Source organism: Aestuariibaculum sp. YM273 (assembly GCF_030908365.1).
Lineage (GTDB): Bacteria > Bacteroidota > Bacteroidia > Flavobacteriales > Flavobacteriaceae > Aestuariibaculum > Aestuariibaculum marinum.
Map to the genome: position 1 here is coordinate 3100645 of NZ_CP133090.1, position 23820 is coordinate 3124464.

Below are 23820 nucleotides of genomic sequence, written 5' to 3' on the forward strand. Positions count from 1 at the left end.
TTACAAACGATAAAGATATAAATGAAAATATTTTCAAATGAACAGATTTATGAAGGTGATCGGTTGACTGTAGAGCGGCAGCAAATAAGCTCTGCAGATCTTATGGAGCGTGCCGGCACAGCTATTTTCAACTGGTTTCATCAGCGCATGCAGGGGGCTCAGGTACCCATTCATATATTTTGTGGTATAGGCAACAATGGGGGTGATGGTCTGGTATTGGCAAGGCATCTTATTCACGATGGTTATAATGTGAACACCTACATCGTTAATTACAGTGATAAACGTTCTAAAGATTTCTTAATTAATTACGACAGAATTAAGCAGTCTACAAAAGTCTGGCCGACGTTACTAAAAGAAGGTGATGACTTTCCTGATATAGGAGAGAAGGATATTATTGTTGATGCCGTTTTCGGTATTGGATTAAATCGACCAATACACCAGTGGGTATTATTATTGTTTAAACATTTTGATGAGTCAAGAGCCTTTACCTTGTCGGTTGATATTCCTTCGGGTTTGCAAACCAATAAAGTGCCTGAAAGTGATTTGTGTGTCGTGAAAGCAAATTATACCTTAAGTTTTGTCACGCCAAAGCTTGTGTTCTTTTTACCTGAAACAGCAAAATATACAGACCAATGGGAAGTATTAGATATTGGGTTTGATCAACAATATATTTTTGAAACGGAAACGGAAGCTAATTTAATTGGAAAAAATGAAGTTATACCGTTATATAGACCTAGAGATAAGTTTTCACATAAAGGAAGTTTTGGGCATAGTTTAATGATAGGAGGGAGCTATGGCAGGATAGGAGCAGTCACCTTAGCGAGCAAGGCAGCGCTTTCTATTGGTTCAGGATTAGTGACCGCCTATATACCAAAATGTGGCTACATACCGTTACAATCCGGGTTTCCTGAAGCTATGGTTATTACTGATAAGAATGAGGATAAAATCACGAATATTTCTTTTAATATTGAACCAACGGTTATAGGTTTAGGGATTGGAATAGGAACAGCAACACCAACAATCAATGCTTTGGAAGTCTTTTTTAAAGAAAACAAAATCCCCTTGGTAATTGATGCTGATGGTATAAATATTTTATCTAAATCTCCCGAACTATTAGGGTTATTACCTTCGGAAACAGTTTTAACACCACATCCTAAAGAGTTAGAACGATTAATTGGGGAATGGACGGATGATTTCGATAAGCTTAATAAAGTGAAAGCCTTTTCAAAAAAATATAATGTCATTGTAATTATTAAAGGCGCTCATACTATTACTGTTTATCAAGACAAACTTTATATCAATTCTACAGGGAATCCTGGATTAGCTACAGCAGGAAGTGGTGATGTGTTAACAGGGATAATTACAGGATTAATTGCACAAGGTTATGATCCGTTGATTGCATCTGTTTTTGGTGTGTATTTACATGGAAAATCAGCAGATATTGCTGTTGAAGATTATGGCTATGAAAGTTTAGTTGCCAGTCATCTTATAAACTACCTTGGAGAAGCTTTTTTAGATTTGTTTCAAAAACCAGAACAAGTTCAGCAAGCAGAACAAACAAAATAAATAATAGGCAAAACTAAAAAAGGCAGCTTTAAAACTGCCTTTTTTAATAGTATATAAGTTGGAATTAAATGTCTAAAGACGTAAATAATTCTGTTAATTCAGGATTTGAAGGTCTTGGAGCGTTTGAGTTAACGATATTTCCATTCGGATCGATTAAGATGAAACGAGGAATTCCATTAATTTGATACTCTTGAACGAATGATGATTTCCAGTCGCTATCAGCAAATAACTGAACACCTTTAAGTTCTTTCTCAGCCACCATAGATTTCCACTTTTCAAAATCTTTTTGTTGGTCGATTGAGATGCTTACAAATTCAATGTTTTTATCATGAAATTTTTCTTCAACTTCTTTTAAGAAAGGAATTTCACGTTTACATGGTCCGCACCAGGTAGCCCAAACATCAACGTAAACATATTTTCCTTTTAAGTCAGCTAAAGATGTTTTACCACCTTCATAATTTACATAATCAGTGAATATTGGAGAAGGTTTCCCTTTAGCTAAAGCCATTAACTTATTGTACTTCTCTTTAATAATCTCATTGTTTTCTTCGTTTGTTGAGTTTTCAATGTATAAGTTATAAAACGCTTCAACATCCTCTGCACGACCAATGTATTGGTTTGCAAATTCGAAAGCTAAAGTGTTTTTCATTTCTGCATTGGTAATTGTTGCTACAGATTTTAGGTAAGCTACTTCATAATCAATGGAATCATTTTTAACTAATTCCTGTGCTTTATTTCTGTAGTGAGCAGACACTAAGTTTTTATAATATGTAGAGTATTTAAAATCCTCTTGGCTTGAAAAATCTACGTTTTCTAATTCTTTCATGAATTCTTCAGACACCTTGAATGTTGGATTTTGCGTTAAAGCACGGTGCGCATTTTCGTAGTTATCATGAAGCATTAAATAGAAGTAATTAATATTTCTTAACTCTTTGGCTTTAAAGTCTTCCGGAAGTCCAGTAGTTTCATTAAGTAAAGAAGAAAGTTCAGTTTTAATCTCGTTTAACTTAGCTTTATAATCGGCTTCTTCAAGCTTATATGTCTCTCTCGGATTACCGAATAATTCCCCTTCTTTTTTTCTTTTAGCAATTAAGTAATTGTTAATCTCAGCACCTTTTCCTGTAATTGCCAAGGAATTTTGAACATCGTTAATATCGTAATTAATATTCAGATTAAAACCTGGTTCTACATAAAGATAAATAGGGGTCTTTCCGTCGTAAAGCGCGTAAAGATTTTTATTAGTATTTAGAGTATCTGCAAAAGTGCCGTTTTCAGCAACCATTAAATCTTCTTTAACAGACCCATCAGGCGTATTAATGGTTACTTTGGTGTTAGTTTTAAAATTTGTAATAGTTCCACCAATAAGGGCGTAATCTACTTGTGGCGTTTCTTTACAGGCTATCATAGCAACAGCTGTAGATAAGATTAGTAGTTTTTTCATGTTTGATTTTAGATTTAATGTTTTCAAAAATATAAAAACACGTGGTTTACAAGGCAACTTTCACTTAATATTAACGATTTAATACTGTGCGTATCTTTAAAAACTTTTTATTCAAAGAAATTGAAATTTATCTGTTTGTCGGTTTAATCTGCGGATGGTCTAAAAATAAATAATAAGGTAAAATCTTCTTGCTAAACAGTATTTTATTACATATATTTGTTATAACCCATTCTCTCATATTCTTTACATATTTATATTATTATTCTCTTTAATAGTTAAAAGCGCATTTTGATTAATAGCAGTTTGAAATGCCCTATTTTCATCCTTGTACTATCAAGTTTACTTGAATAATTTGTTATATAATTATTTAGGTTTTCTAAACTTTTTCTTTTGTTGGGTTAAGTGCCCTTATTTTATCTATGTATTAAAAATTTACGACTGTTAGGTAATTAAAATGCCCACATGTCACCTTGTTCTAGAATGATACTTCATTTGTTTTATGCAGATGTTGTATTCTGAACTTTACGATTGTTGTGTTAACATATTTACTAATTAAAACTACTGTTATGTTAATGAACAATTTTACTCAACGATTTACTAATCGAACAGCATATTGCTATTGGTTAATAAAGCATGTAAAACGAGCCTCGAGCTTAGTTTTATTCATGCTTTTTTTGTTTAGCGTCACTACGGTTAAGGCGCAGATTACATTAGGATCTGATGTGGTAGGAGGATTTGGTGTTGACGCTGATGTTTATTCGGGAGAACTAGGACCTGTAAGTGGTAATAGTGTCCCCAGTGATGACTGGTTTATAGGCTCAAATGGAGGGAATGGAATTATAGATGTTTCTGATGTTCCTGCAGGATTGTTAGCAGGAACAAACCTAAGCTTTACTTTGGGGCAATCTGTTCCAGCTTACACACCTGTTTTGGCTCCCGATGGGCTAACTTATCTTTGGATTGATGCTTTTTACAATAGAGACCCAAGAACAGATGGAAATAAGGTGGATAATTCTTTCTTTACATCAGGATCAGATTCTAATGCAGATAATCCAACAACCTGGACGGTTGGAGAAGGTTCAGGGGGTCCTCAAAAAAATGATATTGTGGATACGTATCTACACATACGTGAAGATCCAAATGGTAAAATATGGGCTTATTTTGGGGTATCAACAAGAGCCACAAATGGGACTAGTTATTTAGATGTCGAATTTTATAGGAAAGGTATTGATTATTCTGGAGGTGTCTGGACTTCGGGAGGGGAAGATGATGGACGAACAGCTTATGTGTTTGACATGATAACTCCAGGTTTTCAAGGTTCTATTGTAGAAAATGGAGATGTATCCTTTTCTATGAATTATGAAAATGGTGGGGGTGCAGCAGATACCAGAGTTTTTATTTGGATGGATTTAAACGGAAAAGATGATACTTGGTTTGAGCTATTTAATAGTTATAATGCAGCGCCATTTACATTTGGAGATGGAAATGGTAATTTCCCAAGATATGATGGAGGTGAAGGAACCACTACATTTGGATATGCTCAGGTTCAGCTAGGAGTTGAGGCATATGCTCAAGTTAATGAATTTAATGAAGTGGATGGTCCAGACGGTTGGGATACTGTTAAACCTGGGGGGCAATTATATGCAAATTATTCAACTTTACAATTTGCAGAGTTTGCTGTAGACGGTACGTTTTTAAGTTTGGATATAAATGGGGAAGATCAACCTTGTGAGCCTTTTTTAGGAAGTGTAATGGTTAAAACTCGATCCTCTACATCTTTTGTATCTGAGTTAAAAGATTTAGTGGGGCCAATTCAATTTGGAAATACAAGGCCTCTAGAAATTGAAATTGTTAGCACGAATCCAACTTGTAACGATGAGGATGGTACAAGTGATGACGGTTCTATAAAAGTTGAGCCCAGTCCTTATTTAAATACAATAACATACTCAATAAATGATGGAAATGGTTATAGCACCCCTGTCTTGGGTAGTGAGCTAGATGGTCATTTGTTTTCGAATCTTCCAGCAGGCACTTATATGGTTAAGGCTCAGCTTCCTGCAGGGTGTTATGTCGAAGAGGAGGTTGTTTTAATAAATCCAGATGCCTTTAGTGCGAGTGCAACAGGTACAGATGTAACCTGTAACGATGAGGATGGTACCAGTGATGATGGTAGTATAGATGCTACGTTAACCAATGGGGTATCACCGTTCACCTATAGCTGGACAGGTCCTGATGGGTATACAGCTTCCACAGAGGACATTAGTGGATTAGCAGCGGGAACATACAATTTGGAAGTAACCGACGACAACGGATGTAAAGCCTATGCGAGTTATGAGGTTATGTTACCAGAAGCCTTCAGTGCCAGTGCAACAGGTACGGATGTTACGTCAGATAACGATGAGGATGGTACCAGTGATGATGGTAGTATAGATGCTACATTAACCAATGGGGTATCACCGTTCACCTATAGCTGGACAGGTCCTGATGGGTATACAGCTTCCACAGAGGACATTAGTGGATTAGCAGCGGGAACATACAATTTGGAAGTAACCGACGACAACGGATGTAAAGCCTATGCGAGTTATGAGGTTATGTTACCAGAAGCCTTCAGTGCCAGTGCAACAGGTACGGATGTTACGTGTAACGATGAGGATGGTACCAGTGATGATGGTAGTATAGATGCTACATTAACCAATGGGGTATCACCGTTCACCTATAGCTGGACAGGTCCTGATGGGTATACAGCTTCCACAGAGGACATTAGTGGATTAGCAGCGGGAACATACAATTTGGAAGTAACCGACGACAACGGATGTAAAGCCTATGCGAGTTATGAGGTTATGTTACCAGAAGCCTTCAGTGCCAGTGCAACAGGTACGGATGTTACGTAACGATGAGGATGGTACCAGTGATGATGGTAGTATAGATGCTACATTAACCAATGGGGTATCACCGTTCACCTATAGCTGGACAGGTCCTGATGGGTATACAGCTTCCACAGAGGACATTAGTGGATTAGCAGCGGGAACATACAATTTGGAAGTAACCGACGACAACGGATGTAAAGCCTATGCGAGTTATGAGGTTATGTTACCAGAAGCCTTCAGTGCTAGTGCAACAGGTACGGATGTTACGTGTAACGATGAGGATGGTACCAGTGATGATGGTAGTATAGATGCTACATTAACCAATGGGGTATCACCGTTCACCTATAGCTGGACAGGTCCTGATGGGTATACAGCTTCCACAGAGGACATTAGTGGATTAGCAGCGGGAACATACAATTTGGAAGTAACCGACGACAACGGATGTAAAGCCTATGCGAGTTATGAGGTTATGTTACCAGAAGCCTTCAGTGCTAGTGCAACAGGTACGGATGTTACGTGTAACGATGAGGATGGTACCAGTGATGATGGTAGTATAGATGCTACATTAACCAATGGGGTATCACCGTTCACCTATAGCTGGACAGGTCCTGATGGGTATACAGCTTCCACAGAGGACATTAGTGGATTAGCAGCGGGAACATACAATTTGGAAGTAACCGACGACAACGGATGTAAAGCCTATGCGAGTTATGAGGTTATGTTACCAGAAGCCTTCAGTGCCAGTGCAACAGGTACGGATGTTACGTGTAACGATGAGGATGGTACCAGTGATGATGGTAGTATAGATGCTACATTAACCAATGGGGTATCACCGTTCACCTATAGCTGGACAGGTCCTGATGGGTATACAGCTTCCACAGAGGACATTAGTGGATTAGCAGCGGGAACATACAATTTGGAAGTAACCGACGACAACGGATGTAAAGCCTATGCGAGTTATGAGGTTATGTTACCAGAAGCCTTCAGTGCCAGTGCAACAGGTACGGATGTTACGTGTAACGATGAGGATGGTACCAGTGATGATGGTAGTATAGATGCTACATTAACCAATGGGGTATCACCGTTCACCTATAGCTGGACAGGTCCTGATGGGTATACAGCTTCCACAGAGGACATTAGTGGATTAGCAGCGGGAACATACAATTTGGAAGTAACCGACGACAACGGATGTAAAGCCTATGCGAGTTATGAGGTTATGTTACCAGAAGCCTTCAGTGCCAGTGCAACAGGTACGGATGTTACGTGTAACGATGAGGATGGTACCAGTGATGATGGTAGTATAGATGCTACATTAACCAATGGGGTATCACCGTTCACCTATAGCTGGACAGGTCCTGATGGGTATACAGCTTCCACAGAGGACATTAGTGGATTAGCAGCGGGAACATACAATTTGGAAGTAACCGACGACAACGGATGTAAAGCCTATGCGAGTTATGAGGTTATGTTACCAGAAGCCTTCAGTGCCAGTGCAACAGGTACGGATGTTACGTGTAACGATGAGGATGGTACCAGTGATGATGGTAGTATAGATGCTACATTAACCAATGGGGTATCACCGTTCACCTATAGCTGGACAGGTCCTGATGGGTATACAGCTTCCACAGAGGACATTAGTGGATTAGCAGCGGGAACATACAATTTGGAAGTAACCGACGACAACGGATGTAAAGCCTATGCGAGTTATGAGGTTATGTTACCAGAAGCCTTCAGTGCTAGTGCAACAGGTACGGATGTTACGTGTAACGATGAGGATGGTACCAGTGATGATGGTAGTATAGATGCTACATTAACCAATGGGGTATCACCGTTCACCTATAGCTGGACAGGTCCTGATGGGTATACAGCTTCCACAGAGGACATTAGTGGATTAGCAGCGGGAACATACAATTTGGAAGTAACCGACGACAACGGATGTAAAGCCTATGCGAGTTATGAGGTTATGTTACCAGAAGCCTTCAGTGCTAGTGCAACAGGTACGGATGTTACGTGTAACGATGAGGATGGTACCAGTGATGATGGTAGTATAGATGCTACATTAACCAATGGGGTATCACCGTTCACCTATAGCTGGACAGGTCCTGATGGGTATACAGCTTCCACAGAGGACATTAGTGGATTAGCAGCGGGAACATACAATTTGGAAGTAACCGACGACAACGGATGTAAAGCCTATGCGAGTTATGAGGTTATGTTACCAGAAGCCTTCAGTGCTAGTGCAACAGGTACGGATGTTACGTGTAACGATGAGGATGGTACCAGTGATGATGGTAGTATAGATGCTACATTAACCAATGGGGTATCACCGTTCACCTATAGCTGGACAGGTCCTGATGGGTATACAGCTTCCACAGAGGACATTAGTGGATTAGCAGCGGGAACATACAATTTGGAAGTAACCGACGACAACGGATGTAAAGCCTATGCGAGTTATGAGGTTATGTTACCAGAAGCCTTCAGTGCTAGTGCAACAGGTACGGATGTTACGTGTAACGATGAGGATGGTACCAGTGATGATGGTAGTATAGATGCTACATTAACCAATGGGGTATCACCGTTCACCTATAGCTGGACAGGTCCTGATGGGTATACAGCTTCCACAGAGGACATTAGTGGATTAGCAGCGGGAACATACAATTTGGAAGTAACCGACGACAACGGATGTAAAGCCTATGCGAGTTATGAGGTTATGTTACCAGAAGCCTTCAGTGCTAGTGCAACAGGTACGGATGTTACGTGTAACGATGAGGATGGTACCAGTGATGATGGTAGTATAGATGCTACATTAACCAATGGGGTATCACCGTTCACCTATAGCTGGACAGGTCCTGATGGGTATACAGCTTCCACAGAGGACATTAGTGGATTAGCAGCGGGAACATACAATTTGGAAGTAACCGACGACAACGGATGTAAAGCCTATGCGAGTTATGAGGTTATGTTACCAGAAGCCTTCAGTGCCAGTGCAACAGGTACGGATGTTACGTGTAACATGAGGATGGTACCAGTGATGATGGTAGTATAGATGCTACATTAACCAATGGGGTATCACCGTTCACCTATAGCTGGACAGGTCCTGATGGGTATACAGCTTCCACAGAGGACATTAGTGGATTAGCAGCGGGAACATACAATTTGGAAGTAACCGACGACAACGGATGTAAAGCCTATGCGAGTTATGAGGTTATGTTACCAGAAGCCTTCAGTGCCAGTGCAACAGGTACGGATGTTACGTGTAACGATGAGGATGGTACCAGTGATGATGGTAGTATAGATGCTACATTAACCAATGGGGTATCACCGTTCACCTATAGCTGGACAGGTCCTGATGGGTATACAGCTTCCACAGAGGACATTAGTGGATTAGCAGCGGGAACATACAATTTGGAAGTAACCGACGACAACGGATGTAAAGCCTATGCGAGTTATGAGGTTATGTTACCAGAAGCCTTCAGTGCCAGTGCAACAGGTACGGATGTTACGTGTAACGATGAGGATGGTACCAGTGATGATGGTAGTATAGATGCTACATTAACCAATGGGGTATCACCGTTCACCTATAGCTGGACAGGTCCTGATGGGTATACAGCTTCCACAGAGGACATTAGTGGATTAGCAGCGGGAACATACAATTTGGAAGTAACCGACGACAACGGATGTAAAGCCTATGCGAGTTATGAGGTTATGTTACCTCCTTTATTAGAGTGTAATGCCTCTACCGGAGAATTAATGTGTGAAGGATTGCCGATTTCATTAAGTGTTGTTCCTACAGGAGGTACTGCTCCTTATCAGATAAAATGGACAAGTACAGGTTCTGCTACATATGATGATGATACATCCGAAAGCACAACAGCTTATGGTGCTGTGATTGGGGAGATCTTCACTGCAACAATTACTGATGCTAAAGGATGTCAAACAACCTGTATAGTAACCGCTAATTTATATAATTGTGTGCCTAGTTGTGAAACAGCATTTGGAGTGGCTACTTATATTGAAAATGGTTTAGTATACGTGAATGATGGAGATAATGGAGTTAGTAGCTGTTTTAGAAATGATGGTTTCCAGAGATGGGGTTGGGTTAATAAAATAACTGAATTTGGATCGCATGAATTCTCTTTATATGCTGGAGCAGGACGATGTGACATAAGTAAAGGTGATTACGCAGGTACTGTTACCTTAAATTATGCAGAAGATGGTACAGTTGATGTGGTTTATGAAATGCTTGAAGGTTTTGTTTTATCAGAAGCTCACGTATATGTTGGTTGTGATCCTTATCCTAAAACTAAAAAAGGTGATTATACGGTAGCTCCTGGGCAATATAGCTTTAACGCTGGCGATTTAGGATATGTGCAAACAACATTTAGCACACCTTCAATTGTGGCTTCGGGAGATTTTTACTTTATAGCTCATGCTGTAGTTTGTAAAACAGATATTCCAGATGGGTTATATTTACCAGCATCGCCTATGGAGGGAGGTGCATTTTCTCCGCCTAGCGCGTCTTTTGTATATCCTGAATGTGAGGTTGATACAGGAGGATGGGGTAAAGTTGGAGATACTAAAGCTGTAACATTTACTGCGTATCCTGTACCGTTTGAGGAAGAAGTAACAGTTAGCTACAAATTTGATTACGAAACTAACGTTAAGATTGATGTTTATGATCTTAAAGGAGCTGTAATACAAAAAGCAGAGAATAATAATTATAGAAGAGGTACAGTTGATAGAACCAAACTAGATTTTTCAAGATTTAATGATCAAATGTACTTTGTAAGATTAACGACTAATAAAGGAACCTTAGTTAAAAAAGTAATTTCTTCTAAGAAACAACAAATTAAAAGATAGATGATATTTTTAACTAAAAATAAAAAGCAGCCTTTTTGGCTGCTTTTCTTATTTTATTGAGTATTATTCTTTAATAAATTTTACAGAAGTATTTGTTTCTATAAACCGAATAATATATAAGCCATTAGATAGTTTACTTACATCTAAAGTATTTGAATTATTAATTTTACTACTCATAACTTTTCGGCCTAATATGTTATAGATCGTGATATTTTTATTGCTATTATGTAAATTTTCGAAGTATAAAACACTTTTAGTCGGATTTGGATAAAATTTTATAGGGGTAGTTTCAAAATTAGAATTACTTAAAGACTTTGAGTTTATAGTTTGGTTTTCAAACCAACTTAAGGTACTTTCATTTTTAGCAACGCTTGCAATGTCTAGATCACCATCATTGTCAAAATCATTAATTGTAAAAATAATATCATCCTGAGTATTGTCTATTATTGATTCAGTCATAAATGTTCCAGAGTTAGAACTCTCAAAATATGAAATTTGATCAGCAACATTTGTACTAGCATAACTTAAAACAATATCTTGCTTATTGTTATTATTTAAATCTCCAACTAAAGCATTATAAGGCATGTTACTACTTGTGATTGAATTAGCTACATGGTTTTCAGAGGCTTCTCTGCTGTACCAGTTAACAATATTACTACTTCCTGCCACTACTAAAATATCTAATTGATTATTATTATCAATATCTGAAAAGGAGACATCTGTAATTCCTGATATACCTCCAGCTACAAATTCAGAAGTTGTAAAATTTAATAAACCTGTTTGACCCAAGTCATTATAATAGACAAATACGTTTTTTGTTTGAGAATAAGCAACAACTACATCTAAGTCACCATCTTTATCATAATCCGCTAAGTCAATATCTCCGGGTTTTGCTATTACAGGAGGGGTTATTATTACTTTGCCTGAACTAAAATTCCCAGAGCCATTATTTGTAAAACACACAATTTGATTCCCTTCATAGTCTGCAACAGCGATGTCGATACTATTGTTATTATCAAATTTACCTGTTTTAATAACTACAGGTCTATCTAATGCGGATGAAATCAATTTAGCACTACCAAAATTTCCGTTGCCATCATTTTTAAACCATACTAATTGATTATCGATATTGGAAATAGCAATGATGTCATTGTGGTTGTCTAAGTCTAAATCTGCAATAGCTACACTTTTAACATAACGCAGATTATTAGATATATCTTTTTGTTTTGAAAAAGTAGCATCACCATTATTTTTATACCATTCAACTGTACTGCTTAGGGTACCTATTAAAATATCAGGCAAATTATCATTATCTAAGTTTCCGGATTGTATTACAAAAGGACTAGATCCTGTAGAGGATATATTTTTTTTCGAGCTAAATAACTGTGAATAACAAGAAAAGCTCAAGCTTAAAAATATAAATAAAATATAAGGTAGTAAAGTTGTTTTCATATCGTCATAATCTTAAAATTGACGATAAACATAAATAAACAAATGTTAATTAGCAACCAATAATCTGATTTTTAAGCTTTTAAACGATAATTTTCTTATTTATTTCTATTAAAAGAAAGAAAATTTATACAGATACAGATTTTGAAATTGTGAGAAAATGATGCTGTAATAAATTGTTAATCAATAAAGTATTGTAAATAGCGTATTAAAAACAGCCGCGCAAATATAAACGAAATGAGATGATTAATTACAACTTTTTGGTGTAATAAAAATAATTTTAATTCATTCATTATCAGATCATCAGTTTTTTTTGCTATACATCTACTAATCGTAAACTTTGGCTAAGAATATTCTATATTTAATAAACACCTTCAAAGCTATATATTTATGAAAAAAATTACTGTTTTAGCATTTATTCTACTTAATATCAGTTTGATGTATCCGCAAGATTGCAGAAGTAATACAGAAATTGAAAATGCTTACGTGGCAATTAATAATGGGTATACTGAAATTGTAACACAATATATTATTCCAAATGAGTATGTAACAGTTTCTAATATCCTAGAAAACGAATATACATTTACATCTGCTATAACTAATGTAAACGATTATATTACCATAAGAGATTCTTCTGGCGATAATATTTTAGCTCAAGGAACATCGCCTTTAACATATCAATTTCAGCCAGGGCAAGTTGATGATAATACCATTCAAATACATATTCATTTAAATTCAGGGTGTAGTTCAATTGATAATGGAAATCACACTATTTCACTAATAAATTTAGATAACCTGCCCACGTGTTACGAGCCTTTAACTAATAGTGCCAGAATTAGTTATTTGTCAAACACGCGTTTAGATTTTTATTGGCAGGCTCCAGCATCTGGAGATAATCCTGTAGATTATGAATGGGAAATTGTTCCGTCTGGAAATACTCAAGGGGAGGGAGTAGTGGCTTCAGGTAACACTGGCGGAAGCACAAACGCTTCAACAGGAGAAAATGCATTGTCGCCAAATACGGCATATATCGTTTTTATTAGGTCAAAATGTGATGCAAATACTTATAGTATTTGGTATGAAACACCTGTTGTTACAACACTTTCTGTAGGTCCGCCATCTAATGATTTTTGTAGTGGAGCGATATCAATATTGCAAGAAACTGGAATTTCATCTGTTAATTTATCGGAAAACACAATTCAAGGTAGTGTTGCGGGAGGTGCTGGTACAGATATTATAGCAGAATCCTGCAATGGACAAGCTAATGCGAGAGATGACATTTGGTATTCGTTTTTAGCACAAACAACAGATATAAACATCACTGTTAATTCCTCTTTTGATGCTATTTTAACTTTGTTTTCGGGAGATTGCAATAATTTAACTCAAATATCCTGTAGTGATATTAATGGAGGTGTTACTACATTGGAACAAATAAGTTATACTGGATTAACAGTAGGCGATACCTATTATTTTAGAGTGTATTCTCAACCCTTTACAGTCCCTAATCCAAATTTTACAATGAATTTATGGTCACCAACAGCCACTACAGATTTTGATGACGATGGTTATAGTGACGAAGTAGATTGTGATGATAGTAACCCTTCTATTTATGAACCTCAATTGTATTATGAAGATAAAGATGAAGATGGTTATGGTTCTTCTGTGGTTGCAATGCGATGCGAATTAACACCTTCTCCAGGTTTTTCTACTAACAGTGAAGATTGTAATGATGATGATCCAAATATTAATCCAGATACCGTTTGGTATAGAGATTTTGATGAAGATGGTTATGGCGATATCAATTCAACTTTAACCCAATGTGATCAACCACTGGGTTATGTTTTAGATAACACCGATTGTAATGATTCTAAATTAGAAATAAGCCCTGAAACGGTTTGGTACGAAGATTCCGATCAAGATGGTTATGGTGATATAAATTCAACTTTAACACAATGTACGCAGCCAGTAGGTTATGTGTTAGATAATACAGATTGTGATGATAATAATGGAGCAATTAACGCAGATACCGTTTGGTATAGAGATTTTGATGAAGATGGTTATGGTGATATAAATACAACTTTGACACAATGTACTAAGCCAGTAGGCTATATTTTAAATCCTACTGATTGTGATGATACTGATCCAGATATTAATCCCGATACCGTTTGGTATAGAGATTCCGATGAAGATGGTTATGGTGATATCAATTCAACTTTAACACAATGTGATCAACCACTGGGTTATGTTTTAGATAACACCGATTGTAATGATTCTAAATTAGAAATAAACCCTGAAACGGTTTGGTACGAAGATTCCGATCAAGACGGTTATGGTGATATAAATTCAACTTTAACACAATGTACCCAACCACAAGGTTATGTTTTAAATAGTGAGGATTGTGATGATGCTGTAGCAGAGATTAATCCGAATGCAAATGAAATCCCTGGAAATAGTATAGATGAAAATTGTGATGGGTCAGATTCCTTTGTTTGGTATGAAGATGCTGATGATGATGGATTTGGAAATCTAAATGTTAGTTTAGAAGAACCGAGCCAGCCAGCAGGTTATGTTTTAGATAACTCAGATTGTGACGACACAAATCCGGCTATTCATGAACCTATTATCTATTATGTCGATAATGATGGTGATGGATATGGAACAGATGTGATGGTTGAATTTTGCTTAACAAGTGCTCCTGAAGGGTATTCTACTATTTCAGGAGATTCTAATGATGCCGATGACACTATTAACCCAAGTGCTACGGAGGTTTGTGATGGTGTTGATAACGATTCAGATGGAGAAATAGATGAAGGCTTTTCTGATACAGATGGCGATGGAATAGCTGATTGTGTAGATACAGAAACTTGTGATGGAGTGGATAATGATGGAGATGGAGATGTAGATGAAGGCTTTCCTGATACAGATGGTGATGGAATAGCCGATTGTGTAGATACAGAAACTTGTGATGGAATTGATAATGATGGAGATGGAGACATTGATGAAGGTTTTCAGGATACAGATCAAGATGGTGTAGCCGATTGTGTTGATGATTGTCCTAATGACCCCAATAAAGTCGATTCTGGTAGTTGTGGTTGTGGAGTAGCAGATACCGATTCAGATGGAGATGGTACTCCAGATTGTAATGATTTATGTCCTTCCGACCCTAATAAAACCGATCCGGGTAATTGTGGTTGTGGTGTAGCAGATGCCGATTCAGATGGTGATGGTACTCCAGATTGTAATGATTTATGTCCTTCCGACCCTAATAAAACCGATCCGGGTAGTTGTGGTTGCGGGGTAGCTGATACCGATTCAGATGGTGATGGTACTCCAGATTGTAATGATTTATGTCCTTCCGACCCTATTAAAACCGATCCAGGTAATTGCGGTTGCGGAGTAGTAGACACAGATTCAGATGGAGATGGCACTCCTGACTGTACTGATTTATGCCCTTCCGATCCTAATAAAAATGATCCTGGAAGTTGTGGTTGTGGCGTTTCAGATATAGATTCTGATCAAGATGGCACTCCAGATTGTGATGATAATTGTCCTGATGATCCTAATAAAACAGACCCAGGAAGTTGTGGTTGTGGCGTTTCAGATATAGATACCGATCAAGATGGTACTCCAGATTGTGATGATAATTGTCCTAATGATCCTAATAAAACAGATCAGGGAAGTTGTGGTTGTGGTGTTTCAGATATAGATACCGATCAAGATGGTGTAGCAGATTGTGATGATGTTTGCCCTGGATTTGATGATGCTGTAGATTCTGACAATGATGGTATACCTGATGGTTGCGAAAGTTTAAGTGTTGAAAAATCTTTATTAAATGAATTGTTTGTAAAACCAAACCCATTTAACTCAATGATATCAGTAATGATTCCAAAAATCTTTGTGAATACAGATTTTGAAATTACTATTTTTGATTTAAATGGAAGGCTAATTCTTAACAGAAATGTTAAAAATGTCAATCAGCAAATCCAAATAGAGCATCTTGAAGCTTTTCAACAAGGAATGTATTTAATTAAAATCAAGAGCTTAGAAAATAATCAATCAATTGTAAGGCAGATTGTTAAATTTTAAATTTTTGTAATAAATGAAAAAGGCTACTTAATTAAGTAGCCTTTTGTTTTATTAAAAGTTATTTTATAATTAATTTTTTTGAAAGCGAATTTAAACCATCATTTACTTTTAAGAAATAAAAACCATCAGATAGAAAAGAGACATCTAGTTGTAAATGACTGTTTTGAAGCTCTTTTTTTGTACTCTGAACTAGGGTGCCCTGAAGATTATAAATATCAATATTAACCATGCTACTAATGTTGTTGTTAAATTTTAGGTTTACAAAAGATTTAGTTGGGTTTGGATAAAGATTAAAAGAAAATAATTCAGGAGATTTTAAGGAAAGTGTTTCTGTTCCGATGGCGCATATGTTAAATGTTCCTGTTTGAGCTTCAAATGATGGAAAAACCCTAACAAAAAGGGTTTCATTCCTTCGGTTTTCAATGGTTACTTTTGAGAAATTTTTATTTCCTTTGTCGTCATCGCACCCATTTTCGATTTCGGTGAGAGTTCCATCACAGGAGCCACTATATACAACAATACCCGTATCTAAAAAAGCGGAGCCCGTGTCTTCAGATGTTTCTATGGTTATATCGTAAAATTTGGTATCATCAACATTTACAGTAAACCAAACATCATCATATCCTTCGTAAATACCGCAACTAGGGTCGTCTATTCCGTTTGAAGGTGTTGCTTGAAAGTTTGTTGCCAAAATAGGTGAAGAACAATCGGCAGATAAAGTAAGATTTATAGGACTACTACAATCATCATTAGTAGCAATCATAGGAGAGTCTATTTTGTAAACACAAACGTTAAAAGAACCTTCTTCTAAATAATCAACATCCCAAACTCTAAAGTATACGGTGCTTCCGGCAGGTTGAACAACATCTATTTGTGCATAGTAAGCACTTAAACCAACATCTGGGTTACCATCAGCATTACATCCAATAGATGTTAAAGTGTTGCAGTCATTCCCTGCAAACACCTCTAAATCTATGTTATCAATTACAGATTCGTAAGAGGTTTTAATGGTTACGGCTCCATCAGCAGGCATATTAAATTTAAACCATAGATCTTCACCACTGTAACTACTGGTACAAGCAGGTATTCCCATATTTGAATCTGTTTCACTGCCATCAAAAGAGTAAACTTGGTTTGAGCAAATTCCAGATTCATTAACAGTTAACTCAATAGCTCCGCAAGGCAAGTTGTTTGTTGGTTGAGCTACTGCAGATATACTGCATACTAATAAAATAAAAAGAAAATAGCGTGTAATTTTTTTCATAAATAAAGAAGTTTAGGCTTTATTAAATTTATGAAAAAAAAAATGAGTTATTTATTAATATTAGTCTAACTGTTTAATTTATAGATTATCAGAAGTTAATTTTGATAAGAGTTTATATTTTAAAGGTTAACTTATCATAAGACACTATTTCTGAAATAATATTTAAGGCACGAAGTTCTTTTTGTGTATTCATTACAGTTTCCTCATCAATTAAACTTTGAGACCATTCGGTGATATTTAACCATTCTCTAACATCTTCCAGTTCCTGTTCGTAACGATTGGCTATGGTTTTATCTATATTTGGAATAGATTTAAAATCAGCTGTAGTCGTGTTGATAATGTTTAGAATGGTTTTTAGATCCTCTTTATTATTTTCAATAAAATCTTCACGAACTGCAATTACAAAACATGGCCAGGGTGTAGGGCAGTTGCCAATATTTCTGAAAATACCCTGGTCGACAATGGGTTTGGTGGTGAATTTTTCCCACATGAAATAATCGGCAGAACCATTAGTGAGGCCTTCAATGGCGCCATCTAAATCTTTTATAACTTCAAAATTTAAATCGTTTTCTATATCCCAATGATGGTTTTCAGCATTGATATAGGCCATTAAATGTGATCCTGAACCATAACGACTTATTGCAGCTTTGGTTCCTTTTAAATCTTTAACTGTTTTGTAGGGTGAATGATGAGCAACATGAATTCCCCAGTTTAAAGGACTCTGAACAAAAGTTTGCACAATTTTGCTAGGGTTTCCTTCAATAATATCTTTAATAATACCTTCTGTAAGGATTATGGCAATATCAATTTCTTTTTCACGTAACGCTTTACACATGGCACCTGTGCCACCCGGATAATCCTTCCAACGCAGATTGATACCCTTCTGCTTGTATTCACCATTCTTTAATGTTAAATACCAAGGTAAATTAAAATGTTCCGGCACACCACCAATAGTAACTTTCTTCATGAATCCTTCTCTTTTAAATGGTAATTTTATTTAGTGTATAAGTTATGAGTTTTTCTATCGTTTCGGAAGGATTTTTACTAAAATCTCCGGTGGCTCGGTTGGCAATAATGGCATTTAACGACACAGCATGATGTCCTAAAAGTTTGGATAACCCATAAATTGCAGACGTCTCCATTTCAAGATTTGTTACTGTCATTCCCTGAAAACTAAAACTGTCTATTTTTTTATTTAGATCCGGATCTTGAACTGGAAGGCGTAAAACACGTCCCTGTGGCCCGTAAAAGCCACCAGCAGTTAGTGTTACACCTTTAAAGATATGATCTTCAATTAATATACTTTCTAAAGCTTGGCTATTTTTTACTAAAATAGGTTTTGCTTTGTTTATACTCCAGCCGGTATGTTTTATAAAAGCGTCTTCATAATCTGGATTACAAATACCTTCAATTTGATAGGCGTGGAGCATACCGTTAATATCTAAACCCGCGGAGCTTAAGACAAAGCTGTCTACAGGAATAGATTCCTGCAATGCTCCTGAAGTTCCAATTCGAATGATATTTAGTGATGTTAACTCTTCTTTGGGAGAGCGTGTTTCTAAATCGATATTAACCAATGCGTCCAATTCATTTAAAACAATATCAATATTATCAGGTCCGATACCTGTTGAAATGACGGAAATTCGCTTTCCTTTCAGGGTTCCGGTATGGGTTTTAAATTCACGCTTTTGAGTTTTGAATTCAATAGCGTCGAAGTGCTTCGAAACTTTCTCCACCCGATCCTGATCACCTACTAAAATTATGGTTTGAGCTATATTTTCGGGTTTCAAATTTAAGTGATAAACACTGCCATCGGGATTTAATATTAGTTCGGAAGCTTTAATACTCATGTTATGCGTTTTTAACTAATCGGTTGATGCTGCTATTAAATTGAAAATCTGATTTTTTTACACCTCCGTAAACCATGCGATTATCTAGTTCAGAAAGATAACGATGTGTACCTAATAGTACCTCATGACCTTTTCGGTTTAGGGTTAATTTGTTTTCTTCTTTATCAATATAAACCATCAAGGTTTCAATGATTCTTATTAATTGCAAATCACCATAGCCATAGAACCCCTGAAAATGCAAGGCGTATCCTAATAAGTGATTCGTAGAATTAACATCAATATCTCTTACTATTTCAAGGATATTACGTTCTAAATTATTTAAGCCATCCTTGGTAGCTGGAAATCGCTCTAAATGCGCCTTAAGGCAATTACTTAGATAATCGAACGATGATTCTTTTAGAATATAAGGTTTTAATAAGTTGTGGTCTTTTCCACAGTAAATGCTCCAAACGGTTCGAGCTAAATCAATGTCTTCCGGAGTTAACTTTATTTTATCGTTGTAGTGCTTAAGAAGCTGCCCACTTGTCAATTCATTAAGGGCTTTCATGTTCTTACTTCTTCTAACGCGACCACTACACACTAAAAAAAGAGGTAATTCAATTTTTTTCTGCTGAATTAAACTAATAACAGCAATCATGTTGATGTGACAGAATAAATCGTATTCAAACCAAAGTATAATTTCAGTAAAATCTTCGGTATGATTTAAAACATCTAAGGCAGATTTTATTTTTTCAATTTCTAAATCAATACTATAGAATTCATCAAAAAACTGTTTTCTTAGGGCATAAAATTCCTCAGAGTACACTTGTTCTACGGCAGGGCCTTCGCATAACATTTCCTGCCAGGTAAGTTTTTTACCTTCTATATTTAACTCCTCTAATCGGTTGGTTAAAACGGTGCCGTTGGTAATATGTAGTGAAGTTTCACTCATTATTTATCCGCCAACGCGCTTTACAAGAAATCCTTTATCTTTAAGCATTTGCATGATTTTATCACGGTAATCTCCTTGAATAATAATTTTATCATCTTTAAAGCTACCACCAACACTTAATTTGGTTTTTATCTCTTTTGCTAATATTTTAAAATCACTTGTAGCACCAGTATAACCTTCAATAATGGTAATAGGTTTACCCTTGCGTTTTTCGTATTTACAAATTAAAGGATCGTCCTGCATCCATATTCCTGTTTCTTCTGTTGTCTCTTCTGTTGGTTCTTCCGACACGTGATCGGGAAACAGGTTTTTTAGCTGGTCTTGTAAATCCATTTTTTTATTTTTTAATAAGTCCTAATTCTATTAAACGCTCTGTTAAAAATTCCCCTGCAGTAATATCTTCAAAAGCTTTAGGCGTGTTTTCGTCTACACAACTATCTAAAACATCTAATTTCATACTACTGATAGGGTGCATGAAGAACGGAATAGAGTAACGCGAGGTGCTCCAGAGTTCTTTTGGAGGATTCACCACACGATGTATGGTCGATTTAAGTTTATTGTTTGTATGTCGAGAGAGCATGTCCCCAACATTAATCATTAATTCGTCGGGTTCTGCAATGGCATCAATCCATTCGCCTTTATGGTTTTGTACTTGCAAACCACGACCTTGAGCCCCCATTAATAACGTAATTAGGTTAATATCACCATGAGCGGCAGCACGAACGGCCTCTTTGGGTTCTTCTGTGATAGGCGGGTAGTGTATTGGCCTAAGAATAGAGTTGCCATTATGAATATATTCATCAAAATATGTTTCTTCCAAACCCAAATGAAGCGATAAAGCACGAAGCACGTATTTCGCAGTTTTTTCTAACATTTGGTAGGTTTCTTTACCAACCTTATTAAATTCAGGTAATTCTTCAACAATTACGTTATCTGGATATTCTGCTTTAAGCTTGTCGTCATCTTCCACATACTGTCCGAAATGCCAGAATTCCTTTAAATCGCCTTCTTTTTTGCCTTTAGCACTCTCCTTTCCAAAAGATACATAGCCTCTTTGTCCTCCAATGCCTGGAATTTCATATTTCTGCTTTGTTTCCAGAGGTAAGTTAAAAAAGTTTTTGACTTCTGTATATAGGTTTTCAACCAAGGTGTCATCTAGAAAATGACCTTTTAAAGCAACGAAACCAATTTCTTCATAAGCTTTACCGATGGCGTCTACAAATTTCTGTTTTCTGGAAGCATCACCCGAAATAAAATCGGATAAATCTACACTAGGAATTACGTTCATGTGGCATTTATTTAAAATAAGACTCTATACAAATGTACAAAAACATTGATAAGTTTAGCGTATACTATTTTGTTTATCGTCCACTTATTTTATAGTATATTTGATATAAATCAACCCACTAAACGACATCTAATTATACCACTTAAATATGGAATTTAACACCGAATTTCTAAGTCCTAATTTACAAATTGAAATTTATAAAGGATTATTAAAGCCTCGATTGATTGAAGAAAAGATGCTGGTATTGTTGCGTCAGGGTAAAATTAGTAAGTGGTTTTCGGGTATAGGTCAAGAGGCAATTTCGGTTGGGGTGACCATGGCATTAGGCGCTGAAGAATACATATTACCAATGCATAGAAATTTGGGAGTATTTACAACTCGAAATATTCCATTGCACCGATTGTTTGCGCAATGGCAGGGGAAAGCCTCTGGATTCACTAAAGGAAGAGATCGCTCGTTTCATTTTGGTACGCAGGAATACAAAATAGTAGGGATGATTTCTCATCTTGGACCTCAACTCGGGGTTGCCGATGGGATTGCTTTAGCGTCTAAATTAAATAAAAAACATCAGGTAACCGCTGTTTTTAGTGGAGAAGGCGGAACCAGCGAAGGAGATTTTCATGAAGCTTTAAATGTGGCATCGGTTTGGCAATTACCTGTGTTATTTTGTGTTGAAAATAATGGTTACGGACTCTCAACGCCAACAAACGAGCAATATAATTGTGAGCATATTGCTGATCGAGGGGTTGGTTATGGCATGGAATCACACATTATTGACGGAAATGATATTATTGAAGTCTATTCTAAAGTTTCAGAAATTGCCAGAAGTGTTCGTGAAAATCCACGTCCTGTATTAATTGAATTTAAAACCTTCAGAATGCGAGGTCATGAAGAAGCAAGCGGAACCAAATATGTCCCTCAGGAACTTATGGATGTTTGGGGTGAAAAAGATCCTGTTGAAAATTATGAGCGGTTTTTGAAAGAAACAGGTGTTTTAAATGACGGACAAATTGAAGCTATAAAAGCTGAATTTACTAAAGAAATCATCGATAATTTACAGATAGCATTTGAGGAAGAAGATATTACTCCTAATGAAATTAATGAATTAAATGATGTTTTTCAAGTTTTTGATTTTCAATATCTTAAATCTAATTCAAAAGTTGAAGAGATTCGATTTGTTGATGCTGTTTCGGATAGTTTAAAACAAAGCATGCAACGACATGAAAACCTGGTGATTATAGGGCAAGATATTGCTGAATATGGTGGTGTGTTTAAAATTACGGAGGGGTTTGTTGAAGCTTTTGGGAAAGAGCGTGTTCGGAATACACCCATTTGTGAGTCTGCTATTATTGAAACAGCAATGGGATTATCAATTGCAGGTATGAAAAGCGTCGTAGAACTTCAGTTTGCCGATTTTATTTCTTCCGGATTTAATCCGGTTGTGAATTATTTGGCTAAAAGTTTTTATCGCTGGGGACAACATGCTGATGTAGTTTTGAGAATGCCATGTGGAGCGGGAGTGGGAGCAGGACCATTCCATTCACAAACTAATGAAGCCTGGTTTACTAAAACTCCTGGATTAAAAGTAGTTTATCCTGCATTTCCATACGATGCTAAAGGGTTATTAAATACATCTATTAACGACCCGAATCCTGTGCTGTTTTTTGAACATAAAGGATTGTACCGAACTATAAAACAAGAAGTACCCACAGATTATTACACCTTACCGTTTGGAAAAGCCTCACTTATTAGATCTGGCGAACAGGTTACCATTATTTCTTATGGCGCCGCGGTGCATTGGGCGTTGGAGGTTTTAGATAGGCATTATGAAATAAAAGCTGATGTAATTGATTTAAGAATGATCCAGCCTTTAGATATTGAAGCCATATATACTTCGGTCAAAAAAACGGGACGTGTTATTATTCTTCAGGAAGATTCTCTTTTTGGTGGAATTGCCAGCGATATTTCAGCATTAATATCAGAACACTGTTTTGAGTACCTAGATGCCCCTGTAAAGCGGGTGGGAAGTTTAGATACCCCAATTCCTTTTAATAAGCGTTTAGAGGAACAATACCTGCCTAAAGTTCGCTTTGAAGATGCGTTACTTGAGTTAATGAATTACTAATAAGACATTTGTTTTAAGAGTGTTATGGTGAAAGTTTGTCAGTTTTTATGAAAAATTTTCAGTCTATTTAGCATGGTATTTTTTTTGATGTTT

14 protein-coding genes are annotated in these 23820 nt (G+C 36.6%); 6 read left to right on the plus strand and 8 right to left on the minus strand.

What is annotated here, in order from left to right:
- Positions 1–21 precede the first annotated feature (21 nt).
- A complete protein-coding gene (locus RBH94_RS13345; RefSeq protein WP_307881348.1) occupies positions 22–1566 on the plus strand; it encodes an NAD(P)H-hydrate dehydratase in 1545 nt (514 codons plus the stop codon).
- Between the two features lie 64 nt (positions 1567–1630).
- Here the strand turns inward: RBH94_RS13345 and RBH94_RS13350 are convergent, their stop codons facing one another.
- Positions 1631–3007 (minus strand): TlpA disulfide reductase family protein, encoded by a 1377-nt coding sequence (locus RBH94_RS13350; protein ID WP_307881349.1) that lies wholly within the window; start codon positions 3005–3007, stop codon positions 1631–1633.
- Positions 3008–3579: 572 nt separating this feature from the next.
- Here RBH94_RS13350 and RBH94_RS13355 point away from each other — a divergent pair.
- From RBH94_RS13355 to RBH94_RS13365, 3 genes are all read left to right on the plus strand, one after another.
- Positions 3580–5898: a SprB repeat-containing protein gene (locus RBH94_RS13355; protein ID WP_307881350.1), complete on the plus strand. Its 2319-nt coding sequence runs from the start codon at positions 3580–3582 to the stop codon at positions 5896–5898.
- Positions 5840–8920, plus strand: coding sequence for a SprB repeat-containing protein (locus tag RBH94_RS13360; protein WP_307881351.1), 3081 nt, complete (start codon positions 5840–5842; stop codon positions 8918–8920). The genes RBH94_RS13355 and RBH94_RS13360 overlap by 59 nt, the downstream gene beginning before the upstream one ends.
- A 110-nt stretch (positions 8921–9030) precedes the next feature.
- Positions 9031–10734, plus strand: a complete 1704-nt coding sequence (locus tag RBH94_RS13365; RefSeq protein ID WP_307881352.1) for a T9SS type A sorting domain-containing protein — start codon at positions 9031–9033, stop codon at positions 10732–10734.
- A gap of 63 nt (positions 10735–10797) precedes the next feature.
- Here the strand turns inward: RBH94_RS13365 and RBH94_RS13370 are convergent, their stop codons facing one another.
- Positions 10798–12186 (minus strand): T9SS type A sorting domain-containing protein, encoded by a 1389-nt coding sequence (locus RBH94_RS13370; RefSeq protein WP_307881353.1) that lies wholly within the window; start codon positions 12184–12186, stop codon positions 10798–10800.
- Positions 12187–12573: 387 nt separating this feature from the next.
- Between RBH94_RS13370 and RBH94_RS13375 the strand changes: the two genes are divergently transcribed.
- On the plus strand, positions 12574–16269 hold the full coding sequence (locus tag RBH94_RS13375) for a T9SS type A sorting domain-containing protein (RefSeq protein WP_307881354.1): 3696 nt from the start codon (positions 12574–12576) through the stop codon (positions 16267–16269).
- A gap of 58 nt (positions 16270–16327) precedes the next feature.
- On the opposite strand, the gene RBH94_RS13380 is transcribed toward RBH94_RS13375, so the two are convergent.
- The 6 genes from RBH94_RS13380 to RBH94_RS13405 form a co-directional block, all read right to left on the minus strand.
- On the minus strand, positions 16328–17533 hold the full coding sequence (locus tag RBH94_RS13380) for a T9SS type A sorting domain-containing protein (RefSeq protein ID WP_307881355.1): 1206 nt from the start codon (positions 17531–17533) through the stop codon (positions 16328–16330).
- 112 nt (positions 17534–17645) lie between these two features.
- Complete coding sequence (locus RBH94_RS13385) at positions 17646–18500, minus strand: substrate-binding domain-containing protein (RefSeq protein WP_307881356.1); 855 nt, start codon at positions 18498–18500, stop codon at positions 17646–17648.
- 13 nt (positions 18501–18513) lie between these two features.
- Positions 18514–19383: a nucleoside phosphorylase gene (locus RBH94_RS13390; protein ID WP_307881357.1), complete on the minus strand. Its 870-nt coding sequence runs from the start codon at positions 19381–19383 to the stop codon at positions 18514–18516.
- Position 19384: 1 nt separating this feature from the next.
- Entirely contained in the window at positions 19385–20314 is a 930-nt protein-coding gene (locus RBH94_RS13395; protein WP_307881358.1) for a DUF1835 domain-containing protein, read from the minus strand.
- Positions 20315–20317: 3 nt separating this feature from the next.
- Positions 20318–20647, minus strand: a complete 330-nt coding sequence (locus RBH94_RS13400; RefSeq protein WP_307881359.1) for a translation initiation factor — start codon at positions 20645–20647, stop codon at positions 20318–20320.
- Between the two features lie 4 nt (positions 20648–20651).
- The gene (locus tag RBH94_RS13405; RefSeq protein ID WP_307881360.1) at positions 20652–21602 is read right to left on the minus strand and encodes an isopenicillin N synthase family oxygenase; all 951 of its coding nucleotides are present in this window, start codon (positions 21600–21602) and stop codon (positions 20652–20654) included.
- A gap of 148 nt (positions 21603–21750) precedes the next feature.
- Here RBH94_RS13405 and RBH94_RS13410 point away from each other — a divergent pair, with 148 nt between their 5' ends.
- On the plus strand, positions 21751–23727 hold the full coding sequence (locus RBH94_RS13410) for a dehydrogenase E1 component subunit alpha/beta (RefSeq protein ID WP_307881361.1): 1977 nt from the start codon (positions 21751–21753) through the stop codon (positions 23725–23727).
- Positions 23728–23820 lie beyond the last annotated feature (93 nt).

Excerpts from the sequence above, each read along its gene's own strand:
- RBH94_RS13345 (WP_307881348.1), top strand. The coding sequence starts at position 22 with ATGAAAATATTTTCAAATGAACAGATTTATGAAGGTGATCGGTTGACT.
- RBH94_RS13350 (WP_307881349.1), bottom strand. The coding sequence starts at position 3,007 with ATGAAAAAACTACTAATCTTATCTACAGCTGTTGCTATGATAGCCTGT.
- RBH94_RS13355 (WP_307881350.1), top strand. The coding sequence starts at position 3,580 with ATGAACAATTTTACTCAACGATTTACTAATCGAACAGCATATTGCTAT.
- RBH94_RS13360 (WP_307881351.1), top strand. The coding sequence starts at position 5,840 with ATGAGGTTATGTTACCAGAAGCCTTCAGTGCCAGTGCAACAGGTACGG.
- RBH94_RS13370 (WP_307881353.1), bottom strand. The coding sequence starts at position 12,186 with ATGAAAACAACTTTACTACCTTATATTTTATTTATATTTTTAAGCTTG.
- RBH94_RS13375 (WP_307881354.1), top strand. The coding sequence starts at position 12,574 with ATGAAAAAAATTACTGTTTTAGCATTTATTCTACTTAATATCAGTTTG.
- RBH94_RS13380 (WP_307881355.1), bottom strand. The coding sequence starts at position 17,533 with ATGAAAAAAATTACACGCTATTTTCTTTTTATTTTATTAGTATGCAGT.
- RBH94_RS13385 (WP_307881356.1), bottom strand. The coding sequence starts at position 18,500 with ATGAAGAAAGTTACTATTGGTGGTGTGCCGGAACATTTTAATTTACCT.
- RBH94_RS13390 (WP_307881357.1), bottom strand. The coding sequence starts at position 19,383 with ATGAGTATTAAAGCTTCCGAACTAATATTAAATCCCGATGGCAGTGTT.
- RBH94_RS13395 (WP_307881358.1), bottom strand. The coding sequence starts at position 20,314 with ATGAGTGAAACTTCACTACATATTACCAACGGCACCGTTTTAACCAAC.
- RBH94_RS13400 (WP_307881359.1), bottom strand. The coding sequence starts at position 20,647 with ATGGATTTACAAGACCAGCTAAAAAACCTGTTTCCCGATCACGTGTCG.
- RBH94_RS13405 (WP_307881360.1), bottom strand. The coding sequence starts at position 21,602 with ATGAACGTAATTCCTAGTGTAGATTTATCCGATTTTATTTCGGGTGAT.
- RBH94_RS13410 (WP_307881361.1), top strand. The coding sequence starts at position 21,751 with ATGGAATTTAACACCGAATTTCTAAGTCCTAATTTACAAATTGAAATT.